Source organism: Microcoleus sp. B3-D2 (genome assembly GCF_036705345.1).
Lineage (GTDB): Bacteria > Cyanobacteriota > Cyanobacteriia > Cyanobacteriales > Microcoleaceae > Microcoleus.
The window spans coordinates 89,069-114,044 of sequence record NZ_JAUBUG010000012.1; the positions used below are offsets into that span (position 1 = coordinate 89,069).

15 protein-coding genes are annotated in these 24,976 nt (G+C 46.5%); 6 read left to right on the top strand and 9 right to left on the bottom strand.

All coding sequences use genetic code 11. From position 1 onward, the window contains the following. Positions 1-108: 108 nt before the first annotated feature. The 7 genes from QUB14_RS07150 to QUB14_RS07180 all read right to left on the bottom strand — a co-directional run bounded on the left by QUB14_RS07150 (position 109) and on the right by QUB14_RS07180 (position 11,913). A complete protein-coding gene (locus tag QUB14_RS07150) occupies positions 109-4,323 on the bottom strand; it encodes a chemotaxis protein CheB (protein WP_333214804.1) in 4,215 nt (1,404 codons plus the stop codon). 237 nt (positions 4,324-4,560) lie between these two features. Beyond that, complete coding sequence (locus QUB14_RS07155) at positions 4,561-5,970, bottom strand: adenylate/guanylate cyclase domain-containing protein (RefSeq protein WP_333214806.1); 1,410 nt, start codon at positions 5,968-5,970, stop codon at positions 4,561-4,563. Between the two features lie 1,151 nt (positions 5,971-7,121). Further along, complete coding sequence (locus QUB14_RS07160) at positions 7,122-8,225, bottom strand: 30S ribosomal protein S1 (RefSeq protein ID WP_333214808.1); 1,104 nt, start codon at positions 8,223-8,225, stop codon at positions 7,122-7,124. A gap of 639 nt (positions 8,226-8,864) precedes the next feature. Then, positions 8,865-9,422 (bottom strand): transcriptional regulator NrdR, encoded by a 558-nt coding sequence (nrdR, locus tag QUB14_RS07165; protein ID WP_333214880.1) that lies wholly within the window; start codon positions 9,420-9,422, stop codon positions 8,865-8,867. A gap of 194 nt (positions 9,423-9,616) precedes the next feature. Next, complete coding sequence (locus QUB14_RS07170; protein WP_006635641.1) at positions 9,617-9,712, bottom strand: photosystem II reaction center protein T; 96 nt, start codon at positions 9,710-9,712, stop codon at positions 9,617-9,619. 143 nt (positions 9,713-9,855) lie between these two features. Next, a complete protein-coding gene (psbB, locus tag QUB14_RS07175; RefSeq protein WP_333214810.1) occupies positions 9,856-11,385 on the bottom strand; it encodes a photosystem II chlorophyll-binding protein CP47 in 1,530 nt (509 codons plus the stop codon). A gap of 198 nt (positions 11,386-11,583) precedes the next feature. Next, a complete protein-coding gene (locus QUB14_RS07180) occupies positions 11,584-11,913 on the bottom strand; it encodes a hypothetical protein (protein WP_333214812.1) in 330 nt (109 codons plus the stop codon). A 587-nt stretch (positions 11,914-12,500) separates the two neighbouring features. Between QUB14_RS07180 and mnmG the strand changes: the two genes are divergently transcribed. Then, positions 12,501-14,417 (top strand): tRNA uridine-5-carboxymethylaminomethyl(34) synthesis enzyme MnmG, encoded by a 1,917-nt coding sequence (mnmG, locus tag QUB14_RS07185; protein WP_333214814.1) that lies wholly within the window; start codon positions 12,501-12,503, stop codon positions 14,415-14,417. A 50-nt stretch (positions 14,418-14,467) separates the two neighbouring features. After that, on the top strand, positions 14,468-14,689 hold the full coding sequence (locus QUB14_RS07190; protein ID WP_333214816.1) for a hypothetical protein: 222 nt from the start codon (positions 14,468-14,470) through the stop codon (positions 14,687-14,689). Positions 14,690-15,109: 420 nt separating this feature from the next. Here the strand turns inward: QUB14_RS07190 and glgP are convergent, their stop codons facing one another. Both glgP and QUB14_RS07200 read right to left on the bottom strand, forming a co-directional pair. Continuing rightward, entirely contained in the window at positions 15,110-17,668 is a 2,559-nt protein-coding gene (gene glgP / locus QUB14_RS07195; protein WP_333214882.1) for an alpha-glucan family phosphorylase, read from the bottom strand. 380 nt (positions 17,669-18,048) lie between these two features. Continuing rightward, a complete protein-coding gene (locus QUB14_RS07200) occupies positions 18,049-20,946 on the bottom strand; it encodes an EAL domain-containing protein (protein ID WP_333214818.1) in 2,898 nt (965 codons plus the stop codon). 794 nt (positions 20,947-21,740) lie between these two features. Here QUB14_RS07200 and QUB14_RS07205 point away from each other — a divergent pair. The 4 genes from QUB14_RS07205 to QUB14_RS07220 all read left to right on the top strand — a co-directional run. Continuing rightward, positions 21,741-22,319 (top strand): hypothetical protein, encoded by a 579-nt coding sequence (locus QUB14_RS07205; RefSeq protein ID WP_190663868.1) that lies wholly within the window; start codon positions 21,741-21,743, stop codon positions 22,317-22,319. A 35-nt stretch (positions 22,320-22,354) separates the two neighbouring features. Next, positions 22,355-22,531, top strand: coding sequence for a hypothetical protein (locus QUB14_RS07210; protein WP_333214821.1), 177 nt, complete (start codon positions 22,355-22,357; stop codon positions 22,529-22,531). A 146-nt stretch (positions 22,532-22,677) separates the two neighbouring features. Then, positions 22,678-23,718: a M28 family peptidase gene (locus QUB14_RS07215; protein WP_333214825.1), complete on the top strand. Its 1,041-nt coding sequence runs from the start codon at positions 22,678-22,680 to the stop codon at positions 23,716-23,718. Positions 23,719-23,839: 121 nt separating this feature from the next. Next, a partial coding sequence (locus tag QUB14_RS07220) for an ABC-ATPase domain-containing protein (protein WP_333297136.1) occupies positions 23,840-24,976 on the top strand: 1,137 nt, incomplete at its 3' end.

The following is a 24,976-nucleotide window of genomic DNA, read 5'->3' on the forward strand; positions in this document are numbered from 1 at the left end:
TTTTGAACAGCCCTCTTGCCTGTTCAAAACAGGCTTTTTTGGAGATGAGTCTTGTTGTGTCCCTACAAATTTAGGACACAACATTGTTTTGTCCCTACAATCAATAAATTAAAATCGTCCCGCTAAATTGGCAACCATTAATGCTAGTTGAACGGGCTGCACTGGTTTGGAAATATGCGTTTGAAAACCCGCTTTTATCGCCCTTTCGCGTTCTTTATCGCTCGCATAAGCAGTCAGCGCAACCGCTGGGATTTCTCCTCCGGCTTCCGCAGCAAGAGTTCGCACTTCTCGAATTAAGAAATACCCATCTTCCTCTGGCATTCCGATATCAGATATTAACACGTCATATTGGCCGGGATTTTGAGTCAAAGCGGCGATCGCACTTCTGCCAGATGCAACCGTCAAAACCTCAGCCCCGTAGCTTTCTAGCACAAATGCTAAGAGTTCGCGCGTATCGCTCAGATCGTCTACAACTAAAACGTGCAAGCCTTCGAGAGAGGGGACAATATCGGTAGAGGCCTTCAAAGGCGCAGCCAAAGCGATTGTTTTTAAATTGATAGCCGATGTCAACTTTTGAGGCAAGGCTACCAGCGGCAATTTCAGAGTCATTGTACTTCCTTGTCCCTCACCCGGACTATCCGCTTCCACCGTTCCTCCGTGCAATTCTACCAGATGACACACGATCGACAAACCCAATCCTAGCCCTTGATTCCGCTTATTGCTGCTGGAATCGACTTGATGGAAACGATCGAAAATATACGGCAAAAAGTCTGCCCGAATGCCTTTTCCCGTGTCGCTGATTTGAAGTTGAGCCTGATTCTCGATCGCCGACAGCGTTACTTCCACTCCTCCTCCCGCCGGAGTAAACTTAATTGCATTAGACAGAAGATTCCACACAACTTGTTGCAATCTATCAGCATCGCCTAAAACAGTGGCAGAACTCAACTGCGAAACAAGTTGAATATTTTTGGCATCCGCTGATAATTGAACCCCATCCAGCGCAGCTTGCACCACCAAAACCAGATCCATCAAATTGGTATTAAGAGCGAGCTTGCCGCTCGTAATCCTGGCAATATCCAGGAGATCTTCGATTAACTGAGATTGCGTCCTAGCGCTGCGCTCGATCACTTCTAGAGCGCGATTAGCCGCTGCTTCCTTAAGCACGCCGGAGCGCAGGATTTGTGCCCATCCCAGGATCGGAGTCAGGGGATTGCGGAGCTCGTGGGAGAGATTCGCGAGAAATTCATCTTTAGCACGGTTAGCACTTTCTGCTTGTTGGCGGGCCAACTGCTCATGCTGCAATAACTGCGATCGTAGTATCTCCAACTGCTTGCGCTCAGTGATATCCTCGATCGACAACAGAATCATTAAAGCTCGATCTTCTCGTTGAAGTTTACAACCATTAAGCAGCATGGTTCTGGGCCCGATCTGCTCAAACACGTGATCCAACTCAAAGTTTTGAAGCCGAACATCACTAACCAGAATATCTTCCAAAATCCATCGTAATTGGGGGATATTCCACTGCCCGTTTCCTAGCTCAAACAGCGAAGATTGCGCTGTTTCTGAGGATGAAACCTGAAACGTTTCATAGAACGAGCGATTTGCTTTATTCACTCGGAAATCAGCATCTAGCACGACTAAAGGCGTTTGCACAGTTTCCACGATCGCCTCAGCATAATTTCGCGCTGCCTCCAAGGTTCTGGCACTGCGTTTTAGAGAATCAATATCGATCAAAACCATCACCACACCATCAATCTGGTTTTCCGTTGTGCGGTAAGGACGAATGCGGATGTTGTACCAATATCCCGATAAAGTTTGGACTTCTTGTTCTTGCGTCTGGAGAGTATCAATCACCTCCAACATCATCTGTTCCAAGTCAGGAACGTCAAGAGTCGATCGGATGTCGCTAAAAGGTCGTCCAATATCTGTGGGAATCAGATTAAAAAGTTCCTGCGCCGTTGGCGTAAAGCGTCGAATTTGTAAATCGTTGGTCAGCATTAAGATAGGAATATTGATACTAGCCAGCAAATTGGTCAGATCGTTATTGACCAGGCTTTGTTCAATATTTCGACTGCGAAGTTCCTCGTTAGTGGTGGTGAGTTCCTCGTTAGTGGCTTGAATCTCTTCTTTGGCGGTTTCTAGTTCTTCGTTGGTGCTTTGCAACTCCTCGTTGCTCGATAGGATTTCTTCGTTCGCAACTTTGAGGTCTTGGTTGAGACTTTCCTGATCCTGGATCACCGCTTGCAGTTGGGCTTGAGCCGCAGTTTTTTCTTGGTTAGCGGCTGCAACTTGCTGCCTCAGCAGCTCAATTTCAGGATATAGATCAGCTTGATCTAAGCTTTCAGAAGTGAGGATGCTGAGGTTAAGCACCGTGGGTGAAGCCTCTTCAAATACCACCAAAAAGTAGCGTCCTTCGACGGCCTGTGGCTGGAACGGAATCACCTCAAAATTGACGATACTCGATCGTCCGCCCACTTCAAGCAAGACCCTTTCTTTCCTAATGGTTGCGTTCTGCGTTTGTGCCTGATAAATCGCGGTGCGAAGTTCAACCAGCAAGCCTGTCCTTGCCATTGCCAGCAAGTTTAAGTCGGGCGTTCCGGCTACCACTCTCAAGTAAGGATCGATGTCTCCCCGCACTTGCAGGATTTTCATCTGCTCGTTGACAACCACACTGGCTGGGGCATATCGATTTAAAATCAGTTGGTCAGTTTCTTGTTGTAAATCCAAGCTATTCGTAAAATTGTCCTTCACTTCCTGCCGTTCAGGTGCTTTAGCTACGGGATAGGAACTCGGCGTAAACGAAAAATTGGGACGAGTCGCAGTCAACTTTTTGGCATAAATTTTAGACTTTTTATCCACTGAAGTAAACAAGTAGGAAAATTCTCCGGTACTCTCAGAAGTGCCTAACAGGAGAAAGCCCGTTGGGTTGAGACTGTAATGGAAAATCGGCATCACTTTTTTTTGCAATGACTCTCCCAAGTAGATCAGCACATTGCGACAGCTAACTAAATCGATATTGGAAAAAGGCGGGTCGCTGCCTAAATCTTGTCGGGCAAATACACAAAGTTCGCGGATTGCCTTGCTGATTCTATAGCTACCTCCTACTTCGGGAATAAAGAAGCGAGTACGTCGTTCTAGTGAAACATCTACCATCTGGTTTTCTGAGTAGACGCCAGACCTCGCTTTGTTGATAGCCTGTTCGCCAATGTCCGTGGCAAAAATCTGGATCGGTGGCTGGATGGCTCGATCGCCCAAAAACTCTAACAAGCAAATGGCCATCGAATAAACTTCTTCACCTGTCGAACATCCTGCCACCCAAATCCGAATCGGAGTTTCGGCCGATTTATTTTGGGTAATCCTGGGGAAAACCAGGTCTTTTAACTTTTCAAAGGCTTCGGCGTCACGGAAGAAACTGGTAACGTGGATCAGGATTTCTTCATACAGGGCTGTGACTTCAGCCGAATTGTGTCGAAGATGTTGGGCGTAATCATTCAAGCTTTCCAGCTTGTACAACACCATCCGTCGCTGGATGCGTCGAGAGATCGTCGTGGGTTTGTAGTGACTAAAATCAACGCCTGTGGTGGATTTCAGCAGCGCAAAAATAGTTGGCAGGGCATCTCCCTGTTCGGGGGATTCCTCAACTTTTGTCAGGGGAAGCGGGCCAGTCAGAAGGGGATGGTGACTATAGTTTGCCAGTTCGTCGGCAATTTTTTCCGGTGGCAGAACGAAATCGACATTGCCTGTGGCAACAGCGGTATTCGGCATACTATCGACTTTTGCTGTGCCTTGACATTGAGCAAAAGTCATGCCTCCGGCTGCTTTGATTGCCTTGAGCCCGAGTGAACCGTCTCCGTCTCCCCCGGATAAAACTACGGCGATTGCTTTGTGCCCGCGATCGATCGCCAATGAGGTAAAGAACGCATCTCCCGGCATATATTTGCCATAAACCTTCTCGCGCGGTGATAGTTGCAGCACGCCTTTACATACCACCATCTTGGTGTTGGGCGGAATAACGTAGACTTGATTGGGTTCTACAGCTACGCCGTCTTTTACCTCATTAACAGGCATTTGCGTAGTTCTCGCGAGAATCTCGCTCAGCAGACTTTTGTGATTGGGCTCTAAATGCTGAATCAGCACAAACGCCATACCCGTATCGGTCGGTAAATGGCTCAGTAACCCCGTGAATGCTGCCAAACCTCCTGCTGAGGCGGCAATCCCAACAATGGGAAAGGGGGCATCGGTTTCGGTTAATTGTTCGCAATCGAGGGCGACTGGTGCGATCGATTCGAGTGTATTTTCTGGAGATAATTGAGGAGAAGTCATGATGTGAAGTCCTCGACTTCTGTTATTTAGTAGAATACATACCTGGCAAGCGTAATGCTGAGTAATTCGGACTATTTTTATCAAAGCCTACTTAAGTTATCGGCATTATGAAGCTCCCTTAAAAATGAGCTACACTGTGGGAGCCATGATCTGAGCGCTCTCGAACAAGTCTATCTGCTGTTGGGGCGATCGCAACGAGAGGCTGGCAATAACCAAGTAGTATATCTGCTTATGTACTTAGCTTTTTTCAGCGACAAGTGTAGCAGACAGCGGGATTACTGATTCCGTATTAATTCTAGCAGTATAAGCGACTTGTGCGCCTTGTATTCCTTTTAAATCTTCTACTCGTTTTTGAATTTCGGAGACTCCAGCAGCTTTTAATGCTGTTAAAAATGCTGCGTCGCTGTAAACATCTTCGGAAAACGAAACTTCGTCACTTTTAGAAAGATTTTGAATTCGGGCGGCTTTGTTGACTGTAGAGCCAAAATAGTCGATCGCATTATTAAGATTTACCAGCAAAGCTGTACCTCGGTGAATGCCAATTCTGACTTGAATCCACTCTTGTGGTTGGCGAGTGGAGTTATACTCTCTCAAACAGGCTACAGCACCAGCGGCAGCCATAATTGCTTGTTCGTTGCTGATAAAGGAAGCCATGACGGCATCGCCGATGGTTTTAATGACTTTACCGCCAAATTTCTCGATCGACTCAAAGAAAATTTCAAAATGGTCGCGCACAATATTGTAAGCTTTAGTATCTCCCAGTGTCTCGTACATTCTGGTAGAACCGGTAATATCAGTAAACATAATAGTAATCGCCCGAATCTTGACTCGCTCTCTTTCCGATATTACTTGATCGCCGAACAAACGCTTATAATCCGGGTGATGAAGCAGTTGGATTCCTGACAGTCGCAGGGGCAGTTGTTCTACTTTCAATTCATCGGGCAATTCATCTGAATGCAAAATCAGCCCCGACAAATTGTGTTCGGTATTAGTTAATTCTATCTTGAGTTTTCCCGGACGCACGGCAAGCTCTTTTTTATCGAAATCTGGGCCGGCCAACTGCTGGAGTTGAATTTCTTGTATCTCTTCTGTTTCTTCGCCTTCAACTTTTAAAATGCCTTTAGCTAAAGTCAGGGGACAGCAGTAGCGGTATCGACCTTTTTCTAAGCTAACTATCTCGGATTCGGTGCAGTATAAAGGCGTTACCAGTTGCAGTTTGCTCTGGAGTACGGGAGGGGGAGCGCAGACGGGCCGCAGTTGCGGGTCTTCGATTTCTTTGTTCAACGAAAAAGTGACTTCGACACGATCGAGCAAATCAATTTTAAACTCGCGCTCGCACATCGGGCAAAAAGACATTTCTGATGTGTCTGCCAAATCCTTAAATTCTTCTGTAATCATGTTGCAGTGGGGGCAGTGAATATCCCAGTGCAAGTCAAAGACACCGGCTTTCACTCCGTGCAGAAATTCCGAAGTAATTTTTTTAACATTCTTGACTGTATCCCCTGCTACGTAGTAAGGATTAATTCTCAATCTCTGCAAAATGTGGGAACCGGTTAACCAATTTCCGATTTGGTCGATCGTTCCTTTGCTAGCATTGGGACGTTTTTTTAGCTGTTCTAATTTTTCTTTTAATAGTTCGATGTTCATGATCCACTTGCCTTTGAGCCTCAGGGCAAGAAATTTATAAGAATTTTGTTGTATACTTTGCTCGTCTGGTTGGTTCTGGCGTGAGAATTTTGATGAGTTTGCACCTGTGCGGATTTCTCTGCCCTTGATAAATCTTAACAAATTAGCACCATGAAGGCCATGCCTATTTAGGCAGATTGATCGCGCTGTCATTTGTTTTAATTCAAAGTGCGATCGCTGCATCGGTCTACAGAAATATCTTAAATCTCGGTAATTAAGAATTGGGAATTGGGAATTGGGAATTGGGAATTGTCAACCGCCCAGCAGCGACTAATATCGTTTCCGGTGGCATCGGAATAATAAAATCGAGTCAACAGTTAACACTCAACCATTCAGTTTTGCGACCCGCCCGTCAACAGTCAACCTCATTCCGGTGTAACCGGAAATGATATTAGATTTTAGATTAAATAATTGAAGCATTGACCCCACGGATAAATTCGGGCGCTTGTTTATCGGAGACAAGTTTTTTATTTCTCCACGGATGAATCGAGGGGCTTGTATCCTGGATGCTTTCGGTCAACAGTCAATCGATTAAAGATTTTAGATTAAAGATTAAAGATTAAATAATTGAAGCATTGACCCCACGGATAAATTCGGGCGCTTGTTTATCGGAGACAAGTTTTTTATTTCTCCACGGATGAATCCAGGGGCTTGTATCCTGAATGCTTTGGGTCAACAGTCAATCGATTAAAGATTAAAGATTAAAGATTAAAGATTAAAGAATTGAAGCATTGACCCCACGGATAAATTCGGGCGCTTGTTTATCGGAGACAAGTTTTTTATTTCTCCACGGATGAATCCAGGGGCTTGTATCCTGGATGCTTTCGGTCAACAGTCAATCGATTAAAGATTTTAGATTAAAGATTAAAGATTAAATAATTGAAGCATTGACCCCACGGATAAATTCGGGGACTTGTTTATCGGAGACACGTTTTTTATTTCTCCACGGATGAATCTAGGGGCTTGTATCCTAGATGCTTTCGGTCAACAGTCAACAGTCAACAGTCAACAGTCAACAATAATTCCGGTGCAACCGGAATTGATATAATAATTAATGACTAACTAAAAAAAAAGAGGGAATTTTCCCTCTTTTAATCACACTAACTACGATATTATTCTTCCGTCGCAGGAGGGATTTCTTCCTCTACATCTAATACTGCTTCGGGTGCTGCTTCAGGTGCTGCTTCGGGTGCTACTTCGGGTGCTACTTCCGGCAGATCCTCTTCCATTGCTGAGGGCACATCTTCGAGTTCGTCGGAGAAGTCATCATCAGCATCAGTTGAGTCTACAGGAACGTCTATGCCTGCTTTAGCTTGCTTTTGAGCGAGCATTTTCTCCCGGAACTTAGCTGCCATTTCCTCAGCTTTTTCGTACACCAATTCGCGATTTTTGACCATCGCGCCCGGTTCCGGTTCCAACTGCTTGGTGGAGAGAGAAATCCGGCCCCTCTCGGCATCCAAGTCAATGATCATCACTTTCACTTCGTCGTTGACATTGAAGACGCTATGAGGCGTATCGATGTGATCGTGTGAAATTTCCGAGATGTGCAGCAAGCCGCTGACGCCGCCGATGTCGATAAAGGCACCGTAAGGCTTGATACCGCGTACTGTACCGATGACGACTTCCCCGACTTCGAGGCGGTTCATCTTGCGCTCAACTAAGGCGCGACGATGACTCAACACTAGGCGGTTGCGGTCTTCGTCTACCTCTAAGAATTTTAATGGTAATTCTTCGGCGACTAATTCTTCCTTCGGTTTGCGGGTACTTATATGAGAACCGGGAATAAAGCCTCGCAAGCCTTCTATTCTCACGAGTGCGCCGCCACGGTTGGTGGCAAATACTTGCGATCGTACTGTGGCATCTTCTGCTTGCAGTTGTCGCACTCTTTCCCACGCCCGCATATACTCGATGCGCCGGATGGACAGGGTTAATTGTCCGTCTTCATTTTCATCGGTGAGGATGAAAAATTCTCTAGTTTCGTTTGATTGCAATACCTCTTCAGGGGTTTCGACTCGATTGATCGACATTTCCTGAATGGGAATGTACGCTGCTGTTTTAGCACCGATATCAATCAGAGCGCCCCTCGGTTCTATACTAAAAACTGTACCCGCTACTACATCGCCCGGGCTAAAGTGATAGTCATATTTATCAAGTAGGGCTGCAAAATCTTCGTGAGTAAAGCCGATGTCTTTGACTGTGGTTTTGAGATTGACCATGCGAATAGTTTCCTAGGATTTCTCTCCTTCATGTTTTTCGTTTGTGCCGGCAGATATTAGAGATGTTGGTGAAAAAGCGATTAACTTTTTTCCAAATCTTTTACTAAAGTCAGTTTTTGCTAACTTTTGCCGGGTGCAACTGCACACCAGCGCTTGCCATTACTGTTACTCCATACTCTGTGTTAAAACGTTTAATCTTAACATTCCGAGTCAAGTAGACTATTTTGACACTCTCAGGTATAAATAAACTGAGATTCTTCATTCAACGAGCCGACTTGCTGGCGACAGGATGACTCCAGTCTAAGTAGAGGTCGGTTTCTCCAGAAGCGTAAATTTCGGTATGCCCTACCGTATTTAATTAGTCACCGATCTTTAGTTAGGTTTTGTTCAAATCCGAGCTTTCCTAAACTGCAACACCGTTAGGTGTGACTACGCACTCAACTAATCCAGTTAAGTTTTTACGTTGTCTAGTTATACTCTATTTTAGACCGATGACGATCATATCACACCCAGCACTCTTACTGAGAAAAAAGAACACTCGCTCTAATGAGAGTCCCTTGAGTCGCTATTCCTCCGGGCCTTCCTCGCGACACGGTTTTCAATCTCCCAGAATATTTCTATAAATTAATTTAAGCGAGCTTAGCTGGGACTAGCGCAGGATGCTGGGCTTTCTCGATCGGCTGATTCCGAATCCGGCAAATCTGCGTCAAAATTCGGTCTAGTTTCTGCATCTTCAGCTTCGTTGAGGGGATTCTGAAGGTGATTTAGGGTATCTACAAAATCTCGGATCCCTCGAAATTGCCGATATACGGAGGCAAAACGGACATAAGCGACTTCGCTGAGCGGCCGCAGGTGCAACAGCACCAGTTCCCCTATTTCTGAGCTGGCGATTTCTCGGAGCGATCGACCTTGGAGTTGGGCCTCGATTTCTTCGGCCAGAGTTTCGAGATGCCCGGAAGACAAACCGGTTTTTTCGCAGGCCCGAATCAATCCCCTGACTAATTTTGACCTGTCAAAAGATTCGCGCTTGCCGTCCCGCTTGATCACCGTAATCGGCACAAATTCTATGCGTTCGTAAGTTGTGAAGCGGTGCTGGCAGCTCAAACACTCGCGCCGCCGACGGATGCTTTGACCTGATTCGGCTGAACGCGATTCTAGAACGCGGCTATTTGTGTGTTGGCAGGAGGTACAGCGCATGATTGCTGATTTTAACAGGCGTTGCCAGCAAATTGCCATTCATCTAACCGCCTGGGGTCTGATGAATGGCTGGACAAGAAAAATCACTTAGCACACAGCGGTGAAATAGTCCCGCATCAAATTAGATTCCTATGATGCGGGCTAACCGCAGTCCGGTTCAAGATATTTTGGACTTGCTGGAGGCGTATAGCTAATTATTTGCCAATCCGGGGAGGTTCCCGAAAGGCGATCGCAAAAAATAGTACGCCTATGGCTAAAGCCAGAATCAAAATGTAAGCAACACTTTCCATGTTAAATTTTCCCTATCTTCCCTTGCCGTATTATTTTATCTTAATTGTTGGTTTTATTATTAACTAAAAAAACCCGGTTTCTTCAAGAAACCGGGTTTTTGTGTAGCGGGGAAGTTTCCCACGTACCCAGAGGCTGGCGAAATCTAGATAGATTCTTCTCTTCTTGTGGTTACGTCGCCCACCTTTTGGAACAGGCCCCACTCGACTTGTTCTTCCAAGTCAGCCTCAACTCCAGCAAACACATCGCGGAAAATAGTCCGAGAACCGTGCCAGATATGGCCGAAGAAGAATAGCAAAGCAAAGCAAACGTGACCGAAAGTGAACCAACCGCGAGTCGAAGTGCGGAACACCCCGTCCGAGTTCAAGGTTTCACGATCGAATTCAAATACTTCACCCTTTTGAGCGGCGCGAGCAAACTTCTTAACATCTTGAGGATTATCAAAGGTTTGACCGTTAAGTTCGCCGCCGTAGAAACTGACGGTAACTCCGCTTTGTTCAAAGCTGTATTTTGATTCAGCACGGCGGAAGGGGATGTCAGCGCGAACGACCCCATCTTTGTCCGTCAAAATTACTGGGAAAGTTTCAAAGAAGTTGGGGAGGCGGCGAACCGACAATACCCGACCTTCGCTGTCAGTAAATACTGGATGGCCCAGCCAAGATTTAGCAATACCATCGCCATTGACCATCGCGCCGGCGCGGAACAAACCGCCTTTAGCAGGAGAGTTGCCCACGTAGTCGTAGAAAGCCAATTTCTCGGGAATTTGTTCGTAAGCTTCTTGGAAGCCTTGGCCACCGGCCAAGGTAGCTTGAGCTCTGCGATCGATTTCTTGTTGGAAATAGCCGCTGTCCCACTGATAGCGAGTGGGGCCAAAAAGTTCGATCGGAGTAGCAGCAGAACCGTACCACATCGTACCCGCAACCACAAAGGCTGCGAAGAACACGGCAGCGATACTGCTAGAAAGTACAGTTTCGATATTCCCCATCCGCAGGGCTTTGTAAAGACGTTCCGGCGGCCGCACTGTCAAGTGGAACAAACCGGCAATTACGCCGACTACGCCCGCTGCAATGTGGTGAGCCACGATGCCGCCCGGATTATACGGGTCAAAGCCTTCAGGGCCCCAAGAAGGTGCCACTGGCTGCACGTGACCGGTCAGGCCGTAGGGGTCGGACACCCACATTCCGGGGCCAAAAAGTCCCGAAAGGTGAAATGCGCCGAAGCCGAAGCAGAGCAAGCCGGAGAGGAACAGGTGAATGCCAAACATTTTTGGCAAGTCGAGGGCGGGTTCGCCGGTGCGAGGGTCTCTGAAAAGTTCTAAGTCCCAAAATACCCAGTGCCAAACTGCTGCTAAGAACAGCAGGCCAGAGAGGATGATGTGAGCAACGGCGACGCCTTCAAAGGACCAGAAGCCCGGATCGACGTTACCTTCGCCGGTGATGCTCCAACCGCCCCAAGAACCCGTAACTCCCAAGCGAGTCATGAAGGGCAACACGAACATCCCTTGACGCCACATCGGGTTCAGAACTGGGTCTGTGGGATCAAAAACTGCTAGTTCATAAAGGGCCATTGAGCCGGCCCAACCTGCCACGAGGGCAGTGTGCATTAAGTGTACAGAAATCAATCGGCCTGGGTCATTTAAGACGACTGTGTGTACGCGATACCAGGGTAGTCCCATTGACTGCGGTTCTCCAAGGTGTAAGTGATGATGTCTATTTTTACGGAAAATTCAGATTCTGAATCCCCAGCAGTTACCTGCAGGGTTTAAACTCTGCCTTTTGCCGACTGCCATCTACCTTCAAAGGTGGAGGCATAAAAATGAAAGTTATTTAAAGAAGTGTATCGAGTGTTAGAACCGATTGCAATATGTTGGGCATTACATTAGTTGTGGGTTGCCCATTTCGCAGCGGGCGGCGATCGTCCCGAGGCGTTCGAGGACTTGCTCGGCATCGATCAGTCTGGTGAGGGTGACGTTGCCGATATTTTTGGCGGGATCGGCGGGATCGGGACGGACTCCTGGTTGGACTTCTACCATGAGTACGGCGTCTTCTACGCGGTAGAGCCACATTTTTTCGTTGCGATCGACAAGACAGAGGTTTAGCTGTTGGATGTCCGGCGAGCGCCTCCAGGCGGCGTGACTCCACTCGCCACCTACGCCCCAGACGCGCCCAACTTTCCAGCCGTCGGATAAGAAGAAGTATTTCACTTGTGTACGCTTGTTGAGATTTTTTTGTCTAACATAGCGCAAAACTGCAAGATTACGGAATTATTGAAGCGAAGGCGCGTTAGGCGAAGCCGCGCGTAAGCGCTAGGACGCGAAGGAAGAGTTGAGAAGATGTAGGTAATCTGCTAGCTGTTGGGGATAAATTTACAGAATAGTCAGATAAGTTTCGGTCTGGCTAATCGGCAAAACCTCCAATCTTAGGTTTTTAAAGTCGAGTGCAGTTCCCAGCATTTCGAGGAGGAATACTCATCACAGCGGCTCTCTTGGGTTAGAAAGTTCTAACCATTCAAATGTGTATTGCGATCCTAACAAGGTTGTGGTAATTTTGCTCTTTTGGTCGCTGGCTGTCGATCGCATTATCGAGCATAATGTTAATCGCGATTAATCTGCATGAATTTGAGCCTAATCAACCAGCCAAATTCAGATTAAACCCAACCTCCATCCGGGTTCATCTGCGTTCATCTGCGGTTAAAAATCCCCCATGAATATTTTTGCCAAAAACCCAATCCCAAAACGATCGCCATTACTGCTAAAATAAAGTACGAGTCCTTGCCGCTCAAACGCAGACCATGACCGCACAAACACCCGTAGAATTCCAAGACAGTTTCGACATCATCGTAGTAGGTGGCGGACACTCCGGCTGCGAAGCCGCCCTCGCTACTTCTCGCCTCGGCTGTCGCACCCTTCTCCTCACCCTCAACATCGACAAAATTGCGTGGCAACCTTGCAATCCCGCTGTCGGCGGCCCGGCTAAAACCCAACTTACTAACGAAGTAGATGCGTTAGGCGGGGAAATTGGCAAAATGGCCGATCGCACCTACTTACAAAAGCGCGTCCTCAACTCTTCGAGAGGTCCCGCAGTGTGGGCCCTGCGAGCACAAACTGACAAGCGGGAATACGCCGCTGTAATGAATAATATTGTCGAAAATCAAGAGAATTTAACCATCCGGGAAGCGATGGTTACAGACTTAGTTTTGGGCAAAAACGAAGAAGTAATCGGAGTTGAAACATACTTTGGCGTCGCCTTTGAATGCAAAGCAGTAATTCTGACCACAGGCACTTTTTTAGGTGGCACAATTTGGGTAGGTAATAAGTCAATGCCCGCCGGACGCGCCGGAGAATTTGCCGCCGTTGGCTTGACGGAAACTCTTAATCGTTTGGGCTTTGAAACAGGGAGGTTAAAAACAGGAACTCCCGCAAGAGTTGACAAGCGTACTCTGGATTATACCAACCTGGAACCGCAGCCGGGAGATGCAGAGGTTCGCTGGTTTAGTTTCGATCCAGAAGTTTGGATCGAACGGGAACAAATGTCTTGTTATTTAACTCGAACTACGCCAGCTACTCATCAGTTAATTAGAGACAATTTGCATCTTTCTCCAGTCTACGGCGGCTGGGTTGATGCGAAGGGGCCGCGCTATTGTCCGAGTATTGAAGATAAGATTGTGCGGTTTGCGGATAAGGAAAGTCACCAGATTTTTATTGAACCGGAAGGTAGAGATATTCCTGAACTTTATATCCAAGGATTTTCTACGGGTTTACCGGAAAATTTGCAATTGCAAATGCTGCGGACTCTTCCGGGTTTGGAAAAGTGCGAGATGATGCGCCCTGCTTATGCTGTGGAGTACGATTATTTGCCTGCTACTCAGTGCTTTCCCACGCTGATGACTAAGAAGATCGAAGGGCTGTTTTGCGCGGGTCAGGTGAACGGTACAACTGGATATGAGGAGGCGGCTGCACAGGGGCTCGTGGCGGGGATTAATGCAGCTCGGTTTGCGAAAAATCAGGAGATGATTGTGTTTCCTCGCGAGCAAAGTTATATCGGCACTTTGATCGATGATTTGTGTACGAAGGATTTGCGGGAACCTTACCGGATGTTGACTTCGCGATCGGAATACCGGCTATTATTGCGATCGGACAATGCTGACCAACGCTTGACGCCGCTGGGACGGGAAATTGGTTTGATTGACGATCGCCGCTGGAAGTTGTTCGATCGCAAACAAGCTAATATTGTGGCAGAGAAGGAACGCTTGTACTCGACGCGGGTGAAAGAGCACGAGGAAGTTGGCAAGGCAATTTTGGCTGATACTCAACAAGCGATTAAAGGTTCAATTACTCTCGCTGATTTGTTGCGTCGTCCTGGTTTTCATTATGTGGACTTGGAACGCTACAATTTAGGCAATTATAGTCTGAAGTTGGCTGAGAAAGATGGTGCGGAAATTGATATCAAATATTCTGGCTATCTGCAAAAACAGCAAAATCAAATTGATGAAATTGTCAGACATGAACGCCGACAATTGCCTGCGGATTTGGATTACATGGCAATTACAACTCTCTCCAAAGAATCGCGGGAAAAGTTGACTAAAGTGCAGCCACTGACTATTGGCCAAGCGGCCAGAATTGGTGGGGTGAATCCGGCTGATGTTAATGCTTTGTTGATTTTTCTGGAAGTGCGAAACCGTCAGCAGCCAGCGGGTGTGGGTAAATAACCTAAACTAGAGGTGTCTCAAGGCTTCCTTCAATTTTATGAAATGGCAGTGTGAAAAAGTGTGACTATTGTGGCATGACTATTTTGCTCGGCGGCTTTCATAGTGATGGATATAAATTTTGGGCTTTGCTGATTCACGGTATGAATCAACTTTTATCGGAAGTTACAAAACTCACCCGACTGGGCTTAGAAAAATTCCGCAATCTTGAATTTATACCTGTATTCAGCAACGCCAAGAACAAGAAAAACTGGCAGAAGGTCAACTCTAATTGATGAAATTATGCCAGTCTATTGTAGATATTGAGCAATCCTCGAACCCACTCTGAATTTCGCAAAAATCCTGCATAAGAATCAGCGTTCATAGGTGGTTCAAATCTCCCCGAAATCCCGACCAGTGTTGCCACCCTCAAAGCCTTAGAAGACCAGCTAGATGCCTTGCTGTACGCTTATATACGGGTTCACTGGTGGTACTAGGAAATAGAGCGGAATGTGGTATTGGGCGATCGTTGCACAATCGGCTACATAGTCATTCCCGAACTTCCATAAAGAGTGCGAGAGAGACGAGGAGACAGCCAGAGGGAGAGGGGGAGAGGGGGAGAATTGGGAAACACAGTTAAATTCATCCGTGTATCCGTGCCCTTCTTCCCTCTTCCTTCTTCCTTCTTCCCTCTTCCTTCTTCCTTCTTCCTTCCTTTAATGTGCCCAGAGAATCACGCCAGCTTCATAAGGACTGCTGAGATTATCGTGCTTCGGCAAAACCCGCAACGACAAACCTTGCAAACCACTAGAAGTATAAGTAATGTCAGCCGTATAAAGGCTAGCATTGTTAGCATCTTCTCCCAAATACTCCATCACCACCGGCACGCCGCCGACAATATCTCCGTTAGCATCAACCGAACCTTGATAAAGTTCAACTTGCACGTCTGCAGGCGTCAATCCCATCAGATTAATCCGAGATTTAACAGCGATCGACTGATTGACCTTAACTTCCTTATCCTGGGAAATATCAACAGCCTCAATCTTAATGTCGTTCCACTTCGCGAGAACGTGCTTCTTCCAATGAGACAACTCCTTCGCCGGAGCGCAATTATCCGAAGTCATGGTGTGGTAGCGATCGCTCACCGGGAAATATGCCCGCCGCGCGTAATCCTTCACCATCCGAGCAGTATTGAACAAAGGACAATTCAAGCGAATCGAATCCTTCATTTTCGCCGTCCAACCGCGGGGAATTCCATCAGCATCCCGGTTGTAAAATAGGGGTACAACTTCCTTTTCCATCAAGTCGTACAAAGCATTCGCCTCGACCTCATCCTGATACTTAGTATCTTCGTAAAACTCGCCATGTCCGATCGGCCAACCGGTACGAACATAATCAGCCTCATCCCACCACCCGTCAAGGATGCTCAGATTCGGCAAACCATTCATCGAAGCTTTCATCCCGGAAGTACCCGAAGCCTCACGGGGGCGGCGCGGCGTATTCAGCCACACATCGCAGCCCGACACCATCATCCGAGCAACGTTAATGTCGTAGTTCGGCAAAAATACCATCGAGCTCATCGTCTCGTGCTCGCGGATGAAGTGAACGATATCTCGAATCAATTCCTTACCCGGAATATCCATCGGGTGAGCTTTCCCAGCAATCACAAACTGCACCGGGCGGTTTTTGTCCCGCATGATCCGCATAATTCGATCGACATCGCGCAAAAACAGCGTCGCCCGCTTGTAAGTAGCAAAGCGGCGTGCAAACCCGATCGTCAGCACCTTCGGATCGAGAGCCTCCCGCGCGTTTTCGATTTCCGTTTGGGCCGCACCGCGCTCGCGCAAAGTCTTTTGCAGCCACTCCCGCGCGAACACCACCAACTCCGACCGGCAGCGTTCGTGATTGCGCCACAATTCCTCATCAGGAATAGACGGAAGCCTGTCCCAGAGACGATCGTCCTTACCGGTCATTTCCCAATCCGGGCCGAGGTATCGATCGTACAACTCCTGAGTAGACTTCGCCACACAACTGCGAGCGTGCACCCCGTTGGTAATCGAAGTAATCGGTACTTCTTCCTGCGGCAAACCCGGCCACAAACCCTGAAACATCGGGCGCGACACCACGCCGTGCAAAGCGGCCACCCCGTTGACAAAACTAGACATTTTAATTGCCAAAATTGCCATATTCAGAGGTGCGGACAAATCGCCAGTATTCTCCCGGCCCAATCCTAAAAACTCATCTTGCGACAAGCCAAACATCTTGGGATACTGACCTAGATAGTGCATCACCATATCCGGCTCGAACAAGTCAAACCCAGCAGGCACCGGCGTGTGAGTCGTAAACATACTGCTCGAAACCACCACCTGTTCCGCTTCCACGAAACTCAGGTGATATTCCTCCATCAGCATCCGTATGCGTTCCAAAGCCATGAAAGCCGCGTGGCCTTCATTCATGTGATAAGCCGTAACTGTCAGCCCCAATGCCTTGAGCATTTTCACGCCACCGATGCCCAGCATGATTTCTTGGTGCATCCGCAGGGTTTTGTCACCGCCGTACAGTTGGTCGCTAATATCTTGGTCGTAGCGGGTGTTAGGTTCAATATTTGTATCCATCAGGTACAAAGGAACCGTTCCCACTTGTACCCGCCAAATCCGGGCGTACACCTTGCGGCCGGGATAGTCTACCTCAATCCGCAATTCCGAACCGTCGGGATTGCGTTCCAGGTGGAGTGGCATATTGTAGAAATCGTTGAGCGGATAGCGTTCTTGCTGCCACCCGTCGGCGTTGAGATACTGCGAGAAATAGCCTTCTTGGTAAAGCAAACCAACGCCGACTAAGGGCAATCCCAAATCGCTAGCTGATTTGAGGTGGTCGCCTGCGAGTACACCCAAACCGCCCGAATAGATTGGTAGGGCTTTAACTAAGCCGAATTCCATCGAAAAGTAAGCGTAGCATTCTTGCTGCTCGGTGCCGCGCTGTTTGCGGTACCAGGCGCGATTTTTGAGATAATCGTCTAACTGCTGGGCTGCTCGGTTCATTTGGGCAATGAAGCCTTCGTCTTCTGCCATTTCTTGCAGTCGCTCTTGAGATATGGTTCCGAGCATCAGCACCGGGTTTTGGTTGCTGGAGTCCCACAGGTCTCGATCGAGGCGGCGGAAAAGGTCTTTAGTATCGACGTTCCAATCCCAGTGCAAGTTATAGGCAAGCTTGCGGAGGGGTTCGAGAATTGTCGGTAGCGAGGGGGAAACGTTAAATGTGCGAATCGGCTGCATAGACAAAGCCTTTATGTTGGAGTAGCGATATTTTCCTCTGTCTTTAGCCGCAAGTGGGTTATTCTGCACACTATTTTAAGTTTTAACAAGCGGGGGCGATCGCGATCGACCATCATTAAGCACACGAAGCCGTGCCGTGTCCCTAACCTAGCTAAGGTTTTAACTGCCGTGGCGGGATTTAGGACTTGAGGCCCCTGAGCTGACAATTTCTCAAGTTAAAGCGCTGTATCACCCTTGGGGCAAGAATCTTAACGAATTGCCCGACAACTTAGGCCCGCCGCAGCGCTTTAGCAGTGATGAGGTTGGGGGTGTAGCGGAGGAAAATAAGTCGCGAGACTAAGATTCGCGGTCAAGAACCATAACTAATAACTAATGACTAATTAAGCAATTTTCACTTTACTTAACTGAGAATTTACCAACAGTTTGCTAGCATCGCCAGCCGAGAGGGCAGGGCTGAAATAATAACCCTGAATTTCTTGACAGTGGAGTTCGCGCAAACACTCCAACTGCTCTTTAGTTTCTACTCCTTCGGCTACTACGCTCAAGTTCAAATCTCGCCCCAGCGTCGCTACAGCCTTGGCGATCGCCCGTTCGCACGGATCGGTCGTCAGTCCGCTGACAAAGGATTTATCTATTTTTAAGATATTCAAGGGAAACTTTTTGAGATAATTTAGAGAACAATAACCCGTGCCGAAATCGTCCAGCGCAATCTGCACTCCCATGTTCTGCAAATCCCTGAGAACTTTTGTGGTATAATCCACATCTTGCATGGCTGTAGTCTCGGTAATTTCTAACTCTAAATACTTGGGTGCTAAACCGCTTTTTTCCAAGCATTTCGCTACCATTTCTAATAAATTAAATTGCTGGAACTGCCGAGCCGAAACGTTGACTGCTACCCGCAAATCTGGCTGCAAAGCATCCTGCCAAGCTTTATTTTGAGTGCAGGCTGTTTGCAGCACCCATTCCCCAATAGCTACAATGAGCCCGTTCTCTTCGGCGATCGGAATAAATGTAGCGGGAGTAACTAAACCTAATTGTGGATGTTGCCAGCGCAGCAGGGCTTCCATGCCCTGAATTTTCCAAGTAGTAATGTTGACTTTTGGCTGGTAGAAAACCTCAAATTCTCCCTGTTCTAAAGCCTCGTGCAGCCTGTGTTCTATAGTTAGTAACTGGCTGCCTTGGGGATTAATCGTTGAAGTATATAACTGGTAGTTATTTCTTCCCATTTCTTTAGCGCGGTACAAGGCGGTATCGGCATTTTTGACTAAAGTTTCGGCATCTTCACCGTCATCGGGATAAAGGGCAATGCCGATGCTGCTGCTGACGTGAAACGGTTGTCCTTCTAGTTTAAATGCTGGCTTTAAATTGTTGAATATTCTTTGAGCTGTTTTAACTGCATCTTCTAAGCAATTGATCTCGGGGAGCAGTATGGTAAATTCGTCGCCTCCCCAGCGGGCTACCGTGTCAGTCGATCGCAAACTGTCGCTGATGCGTCCGGCAAAACCTTCTAACAGGCGATCGCCCGCAGCGTGACCTAGTGTATCATTAATCTTTTTGAACCTGTCCAAGTCTAAAAACATCACTGCTAGCATTTTTTTTGTTTTTTTAGCTTCTCTTAATGACGCCAGCAGCCGCTCGTTAAAAAGTATCCGGTTCGGTAAACCTGTGAGTTGGTCATAAACAGCTTGATAGCGAATAATTTCTTCAGCTTGCTTGCGCTGAGTGATGTCCATCATAGTGCCGATCGCCCTTACTGCTTTGCCACTTTCATTACGGATGATATAGCCGCGATCTAGCACAAAAATATATCCCCCATCTGCACGGTGAAAGCTGTATTCTTCCGACCAACATTGAGCGTCTGAATTCATTGCTTCGTTGAAGCTTAACATCACTCTTTCCCGTTCTTCAGGATGAATATTTAGCCACCAAGATTCTAATCCTATCGTCTGACTTTCATTGAGTTTGTATCCAAAAACTTTTTCAAATTCTTCGCTTAACCAATACTCATTTTTTAATAAATCAAAATCCCATACGGCATCATTTGTCGCCCGCGTCAACAGGTGAAAGCGTTCTTCGCTTTTGCGTAGTTTTTCTTCGGATTGCACCCGTTCCGTTACATCCCGAAAGCTGAATACCCGACCAGTAATTTTGCCTCCGGTGCGCTGTGGCAGCGAGTAGCGCTCCAAGATTCTGCCATCTGTAAACTCTATGATATCGTAACTTTCTGCGGCGGGGCGATCGGACAATTCTTTAGCGCGGTTGAGAAATATTTCCGGGTATTTTAACTGGTTGATTCCAAACCCCCAAATTAGATTGTTATCTCTCGAATCCAGCAGGAAAGCCGGCAACTGCCACATTTCGGCAAACTTGCGGTTAAAGGTAAGAACTTTTCCTGTACTGTCAACCGCCAGAATACCGTCAGCAGTAGATTCAATGGTTGCTTGAAGCAACGAAAGAGATGTTTCTAGTTCTAACTCTGCTAATTTGCGATCGCTGATGTCAAATGCTGTGATTAATATTGAGGCTTTTTTTTCAAATTTTATAATATCTACAGTTGCTTCAATCCAGCGCATTTTTCCGGTTTTCGCGACTATTATTAATTCATATTTTGACCCTGCATTTGAGCGTGCGTGGCTGGATTTACCCCAGCTTTTAACTATTTCTATAAAATCTCGATGGATTAAGTCGTATAAATCCAATGCTAGCAATTCTTCGCGAGTATATCCTGTCAGAGCTTCTGTCTGAGCATTGACATAGCGCAACTCTCGGCGGTGATAGATAAAAGCCGCAGCATTCACAGTTTCTATCAGTTGCCGAAACTTTTTTTCACTGCGCCGCAAATTTCTTTCTGCCCGCTTGCTATCAGTAATATCTTGTGCTATATATAACTTGCCGCTGACCTTGCCTTGACCGTCGCGAATAATTGAAATAGAAAGCAGTACAATTATTTTTTTTCGCTCTTTAGAAAGGTAGACTTTTTCGACGTTGCGGACAGAACCTTCGGCTGTTAAACTGGCTAACTCTAACTCTGGTGGTGGTGATTCAGTTTTCTTAAAAAGTTCGTCTATTGGTTTCCCTAACAACTCTGTTTTAGAGTATCCCAAAAGTTGACAGGTAGCTTGGTTTAACGACAGGATATGACCGCCCGGGGTGGTCGCAATTATTGAGAGGTTCATTTCCTCGCAAATATCGAGAGCATATTCGGCAGCTTGCTGCAAATCTTGGGTCATTTGGGCAATAGTATGCCAGATATCCAGTTCTTTTTTTGGATACAACACTTTTTCTCCTTTTGGTAGCTTGTCATTATCTGTTTCAGACTTCGTTTTAATTAACCTCATAGTCTTGGATAATATATTTACTCTTTTATCCCTAATCAATAAGGAGATTAATAAACAAATAAAAACCAGATAATTACCGATTATTTTTAAGCTAAAATTAGGTTCTTTTATCTGATTTTTCTGAGATAGTATAGAATTGTAAGTCGGTAATTGTACTGGCTCTATTGGGGATGATTTATCATCCAAAAATAATGTGGCACTTGCAGAAGTAAGGGGGCGAAATGCTGAGCGCAAATAGCTATGTTTCTGAGACCGAATCAAAATCCATTCTACAAGGAGAGTGCCATGCCCATCTCCTAGACTTGTCGGTAACATTTTTGGATTTATGCCACATTCCACACCAAAAATAGCAACCGCGAAATATCCCAATATTAATTGAAAAATTATTTTCATTTGCTCTATTTCCTAATTTTAAATAATTTTTTAGGAATCATAAATTTTCAAAAGTTTAGCAGAACTTTCTCTACGATAGGAAAACCCAGCCATCCGGAATTTATGTGGATTTGTAAATTAACTTTTACCAAGATAATAATTTAGCTTTATAACTAATTACAATTTTAATCTTAATCTAAAATATGTCATCAGCCATTGTGCCACAAATTATCCGCCATTCTGCCTAGACACCGGGTGAGAGCGCGCTAAAATTAGATAATTCCCGCAAAGAGGCGACCGGGATTTGTTAGAAAAATAAACAATTAGCTTAAAATCGATGCAGAGGTCCACTAATTGAACCCATGAGTCAGACCATCCCAGAACTCCAAAAAGAAGTCCGCGCGCTGCAAGCAGAAATTACCGCCCTGCAAGAGTCGCGGGAAAAACTTGGCGTACAGCGCTCTGAGTGCCGAGTGGCAGTCAGTTTTCCCAAAAATAATACTCCTGAAGCCATTGCTGAGTTCCACCAGCAAACTGCTGCTTTTGGGGAGCAGTGGTTGCAGCAAGTCCAGGAAATTGACCGAGAGACTAAAAATATTGAAAAGCAACTGGAACAAAAACAGGCTTTACTCAATTACAAACAAGGTGAACTAGAAAAATTGGTTGCCGGACAGCACTGGCAAGAAGTAGAAAACAACGTTCAAACCGGGGAAAAACGCTTGCAAGCACAAGCTCGCAGAATCAATCAAGCAGCAGCGCAGCTAGAGACAGAAATCCAAGCTTTGAAAGCACTGTACGACCAACTCAACCCGAGTTATTCCGAGTGGTTTCAACAACCAACTCAAATAGTTGAATTTTCGGCAAAAACTATTCCTTATGCTTTTCCCAGCAGCAGTGGCTTGATTTTGGAGAATAAGGAGATTGAGTGGGAAAAAAAGTAGTTTTGAGTTGTGAAGGTTAAAGGTAAATTATTAAGGTGAATGTCGCCGTCGAATACTCGAATAAGCAAGAAACCTTTGACGGCGACATTCAAATAATTTTACCTGGTTTATTAGTAGGTAAAAAAAAGCACAAAACTGCCTCAGCGACAGCTAATATTAAGAGTTTTGAGTTTCATTTTTGGAAACAGGTTTATTTTGAACTCGGGTATTAAGATAAAATCTAAAATCTAACAGTCCTAGACAGATAAACCGGGTTGTACGAAAAGACTTCGTTGCAGTCCTCTCTCCTGCTCAAAAAAACGGTTGATGAGAGCGAGGAGTGCGTAAGCCCTGTCTAAAATCTCAAATAGACTTACTGATGAAAAAATTGATTTGGATAGCGCTATTTATTCTAGTTGCGGTGGCGGCTGTGGGTTGGCGTTCTGACTCGTGGCAGCGGTTGTCGGGTGTACCCGAATTAGGGCTCGATCGCAATATCCACACTTCCCAAAACCCGTCTCCCTTACCGCTTCCTGCTGAAAAAAATACTTTTTTTCAGCCCAAAATTGACCCGTCCCGCTTGTGGAAACACGTCGATAGTTTAGCAGGAGAACGGGATGGAGAACAATCTCGCTCTTTTACGAGAGACTACATTTCCCAACAACTGCAAACATTAGGATTTTCCGCAGAGTTGCAGCCGTTCGATCGCGGAATCAATGTCTTCGCTGAGAGAAAAGGTACTGACTCAAACGCCGGTGCAATTTTAGTCGCAGCACACTACGATACTGTACCAAACTCCCCGGGCGCTGACGACAATGCGACGGGAGTTGCAGTAGTTTTAGAAGTAGCAAGATTGCTGGGTTCTCGCCCCACGCCTCGGACATTGCAAGTAGCATTTTTCGACAGGGAAGAACTCGGACTTTTAGGCAGTTTAGCGTTTACAGGTAGCGACGCGCGGTTAAAAAATTTGCAGGGAGCGATCGTCCTAGATATGGTAGGTTATGCCTGCCGCACGCCCGGATGCCAGCAATATCCCGAAGGATTGACAGCGCAACCTTTTTTAGAAGCATCGGGGGTAACTTCTCCCGACAAAGGCGAGTTTATCGCTGTGATTGGGGATGCGGAACATCCGCTGCTATTGAAAAGTTTTGCGGAGTCTGGAAAAGCCGATTTGCCGCCGGTGGTGGCGCTGCCGGTTCCCCTGAAAGGGTTGCTGACTCCCGATGTTTTGCGGAGCGACCACGCGCCTTTCTGGTATAAAGGAATTGGTGCTGTGTTGGTGACGGATACTGCAAATTTGCGATCGCCCCACTATCACCAATCTAGCGATACAGTAGCAACTATCGATCGACCTTTTTTCGCCGGTTCTGCTCAAATTGTTGTCAATGCCGTGGCTAAATTATTGGAATTAGGTAATTAATAATTGGGAATTGAGCATGGGCATTGGGAATTGGGGATGGGACATCGGGCATCGGGCATTGGGCATGATGACTGTTATTGATACTGCCAACTGCCAACTGCCAACTAATAACTAATGACTAATGACTAACAAAGAAAGCCTGCAACGGCATTTACTGCAACTAGACAATCGAGGCTACAAAGCCTACAAAGACATTAAAGGTAATTACGACTTTTCTGAATTCACATTAATTATTGATTACGTTCAGGGAGATCCGTTTGCTTCTCCCAGTAAATTTAGAGTCATAGTTCCGCCAAACATTGCTCAAATTCCCCGCGAACTTTTCAATTCTCGCAGTCGAGAAATAGCCTTGCGAGATTACCTAATTCGCGAGTTTGACAAAGCCGCATACAGCATCAGCAGCAAACGCGGCACTGGCAAAAGCGGTATGATTGCAGTGACTCGCTTCGGACAAGAAGTTTTAGAGCGAACTTCCGCATTTATCATTTCCTCAAATACATCCGATATCGAAGATTTAGGAGGAGTTGAACTGCGATTTGCCGTCGGACTTCCAGCGGGCGGGCGCAGTATTTTAGGGCGACAAGCTGCTGAAATGCTGTGCGAAGATATCCCGCAAATTGTCAGTCAATCTCTGAAGTATGCTAACTTAAATGCTGCGGAATGTCGCCGTCACGTTGAAACTGTAGAAGATGCTGACTGGCTGCGGAAACAGTTAGCTGAAAACGGATTAGTTGCGTTTGTTGCGGACGGTTCTATTTTGCCCCGCCGCAGCGGTGTTGACCATCGCCCTTTGTTAAATAATGCTGTGGCTTTTCAATCGCCGCAGTCGTTAAAAGTTGAGTTTAATTGTCCGAATCGAGGTTGGATTTCCGGTATGGGTATTCCCGCTGGCATTACTTTGATTGTTGGGGGCGGCTATCACGGCAAATCAACTTTACTCAGGGCGATTGAGTTGGGAGTTTACAACCGAATCCCCGGAGATGGTAGGGAATTTGTGGTGACTAATCCGGCGGCGGTTAAAATTAGAGCGGAAGATGGCAGAAGTGTTGCAGGAGTTGATATTTCGCCTTTTATTAACCACTTGCCGCAAGGTAGAGATACTGCACAATTTTATACTGAGAATGCGAGCGGTAGCACCTCGCAAGCTGCTAATATTATTGAGGTTTTGGAAGTGGGGAGAAGGAAGAAGGAAGAAGGAAGAGGGAAGAAGGAAGAAGGAAGAGGGAAGAAGGAAGAAGGAAGAGGGAAGAAGGAAGAA

Excerpts from the sequence above, each read along its gene's own strand:
- nrdR (WP_333214880.1), bottom strand. The coding sequence starts at position 9,422 with ATGCGCTGTACCTCCTGCCAACACACAAATAGCCGCGTTCTAGAATCG.
- QUB14_RS07170 (WP_006635641.1), bottom strand. The coding sequence starts at position 9,712 with ATGGAAAGTGTTGCTTACATTTTGATTCTGGCTTTAGCCATAGGCGTA.
- mnmG (WP_333214814.1), top strand. The coding sequence starts at position 12,501 with ATGACCGCACAAACACCCGTAGAATTCCAAGACAGTTTCGACATCATC.
- psbB (WP_333214810.1), bottom strand. The coding sequence starts at position 11,385 with ATGGGACTACCCTGGTATCGCGTACACACAGTCGTCTTAAATGACCCA.
- QUB14_RS07215 (WP_333214825.1), top strand. The coding sequence starts at position 22,678 with ATGAAAAAATTGATTTGGATAGCGCTATTTATTCTAGTTGCGGTGGCG.
- QUB14_RS07150 (WP_333214804.1), bottom strand. The coding sequence starts at position 4,323 with ATGACTTCTCCTCAATTATCTCCAGAAAATACACTCGAATCGATCGCA.
- glgP (WP_333214882.1), bottom strand. The coding sequence starts at position 17,668 with ATGCAGCCGATTCGCACATTTAACGTTTCCCCCTCGCTACCGACAATT.
- QUB14_RS07205 (WP_190663868.1), top strand. The coding sequence starts at position 21,741 with ATGAGTCAGACCATCCCAGAACTCCAAAAAGAAGTCCGCGCGCTGCAA.
- QUB14_RS07155 (WP_333214806.1), bottom strand. The coding sequence starts at position 5,970 with ATGAACATCGAACTATTAAAAGAAAAATTAGAACAGCTAAAAAAACGT.
- QUB14_RS07160 (WP_333214808.1), bottom strand. The coding sequence starts at position 8,225 with ATGGTCAATCTCAAAACCACAGTCAAAGACATCGGCTTTACTCACGAA.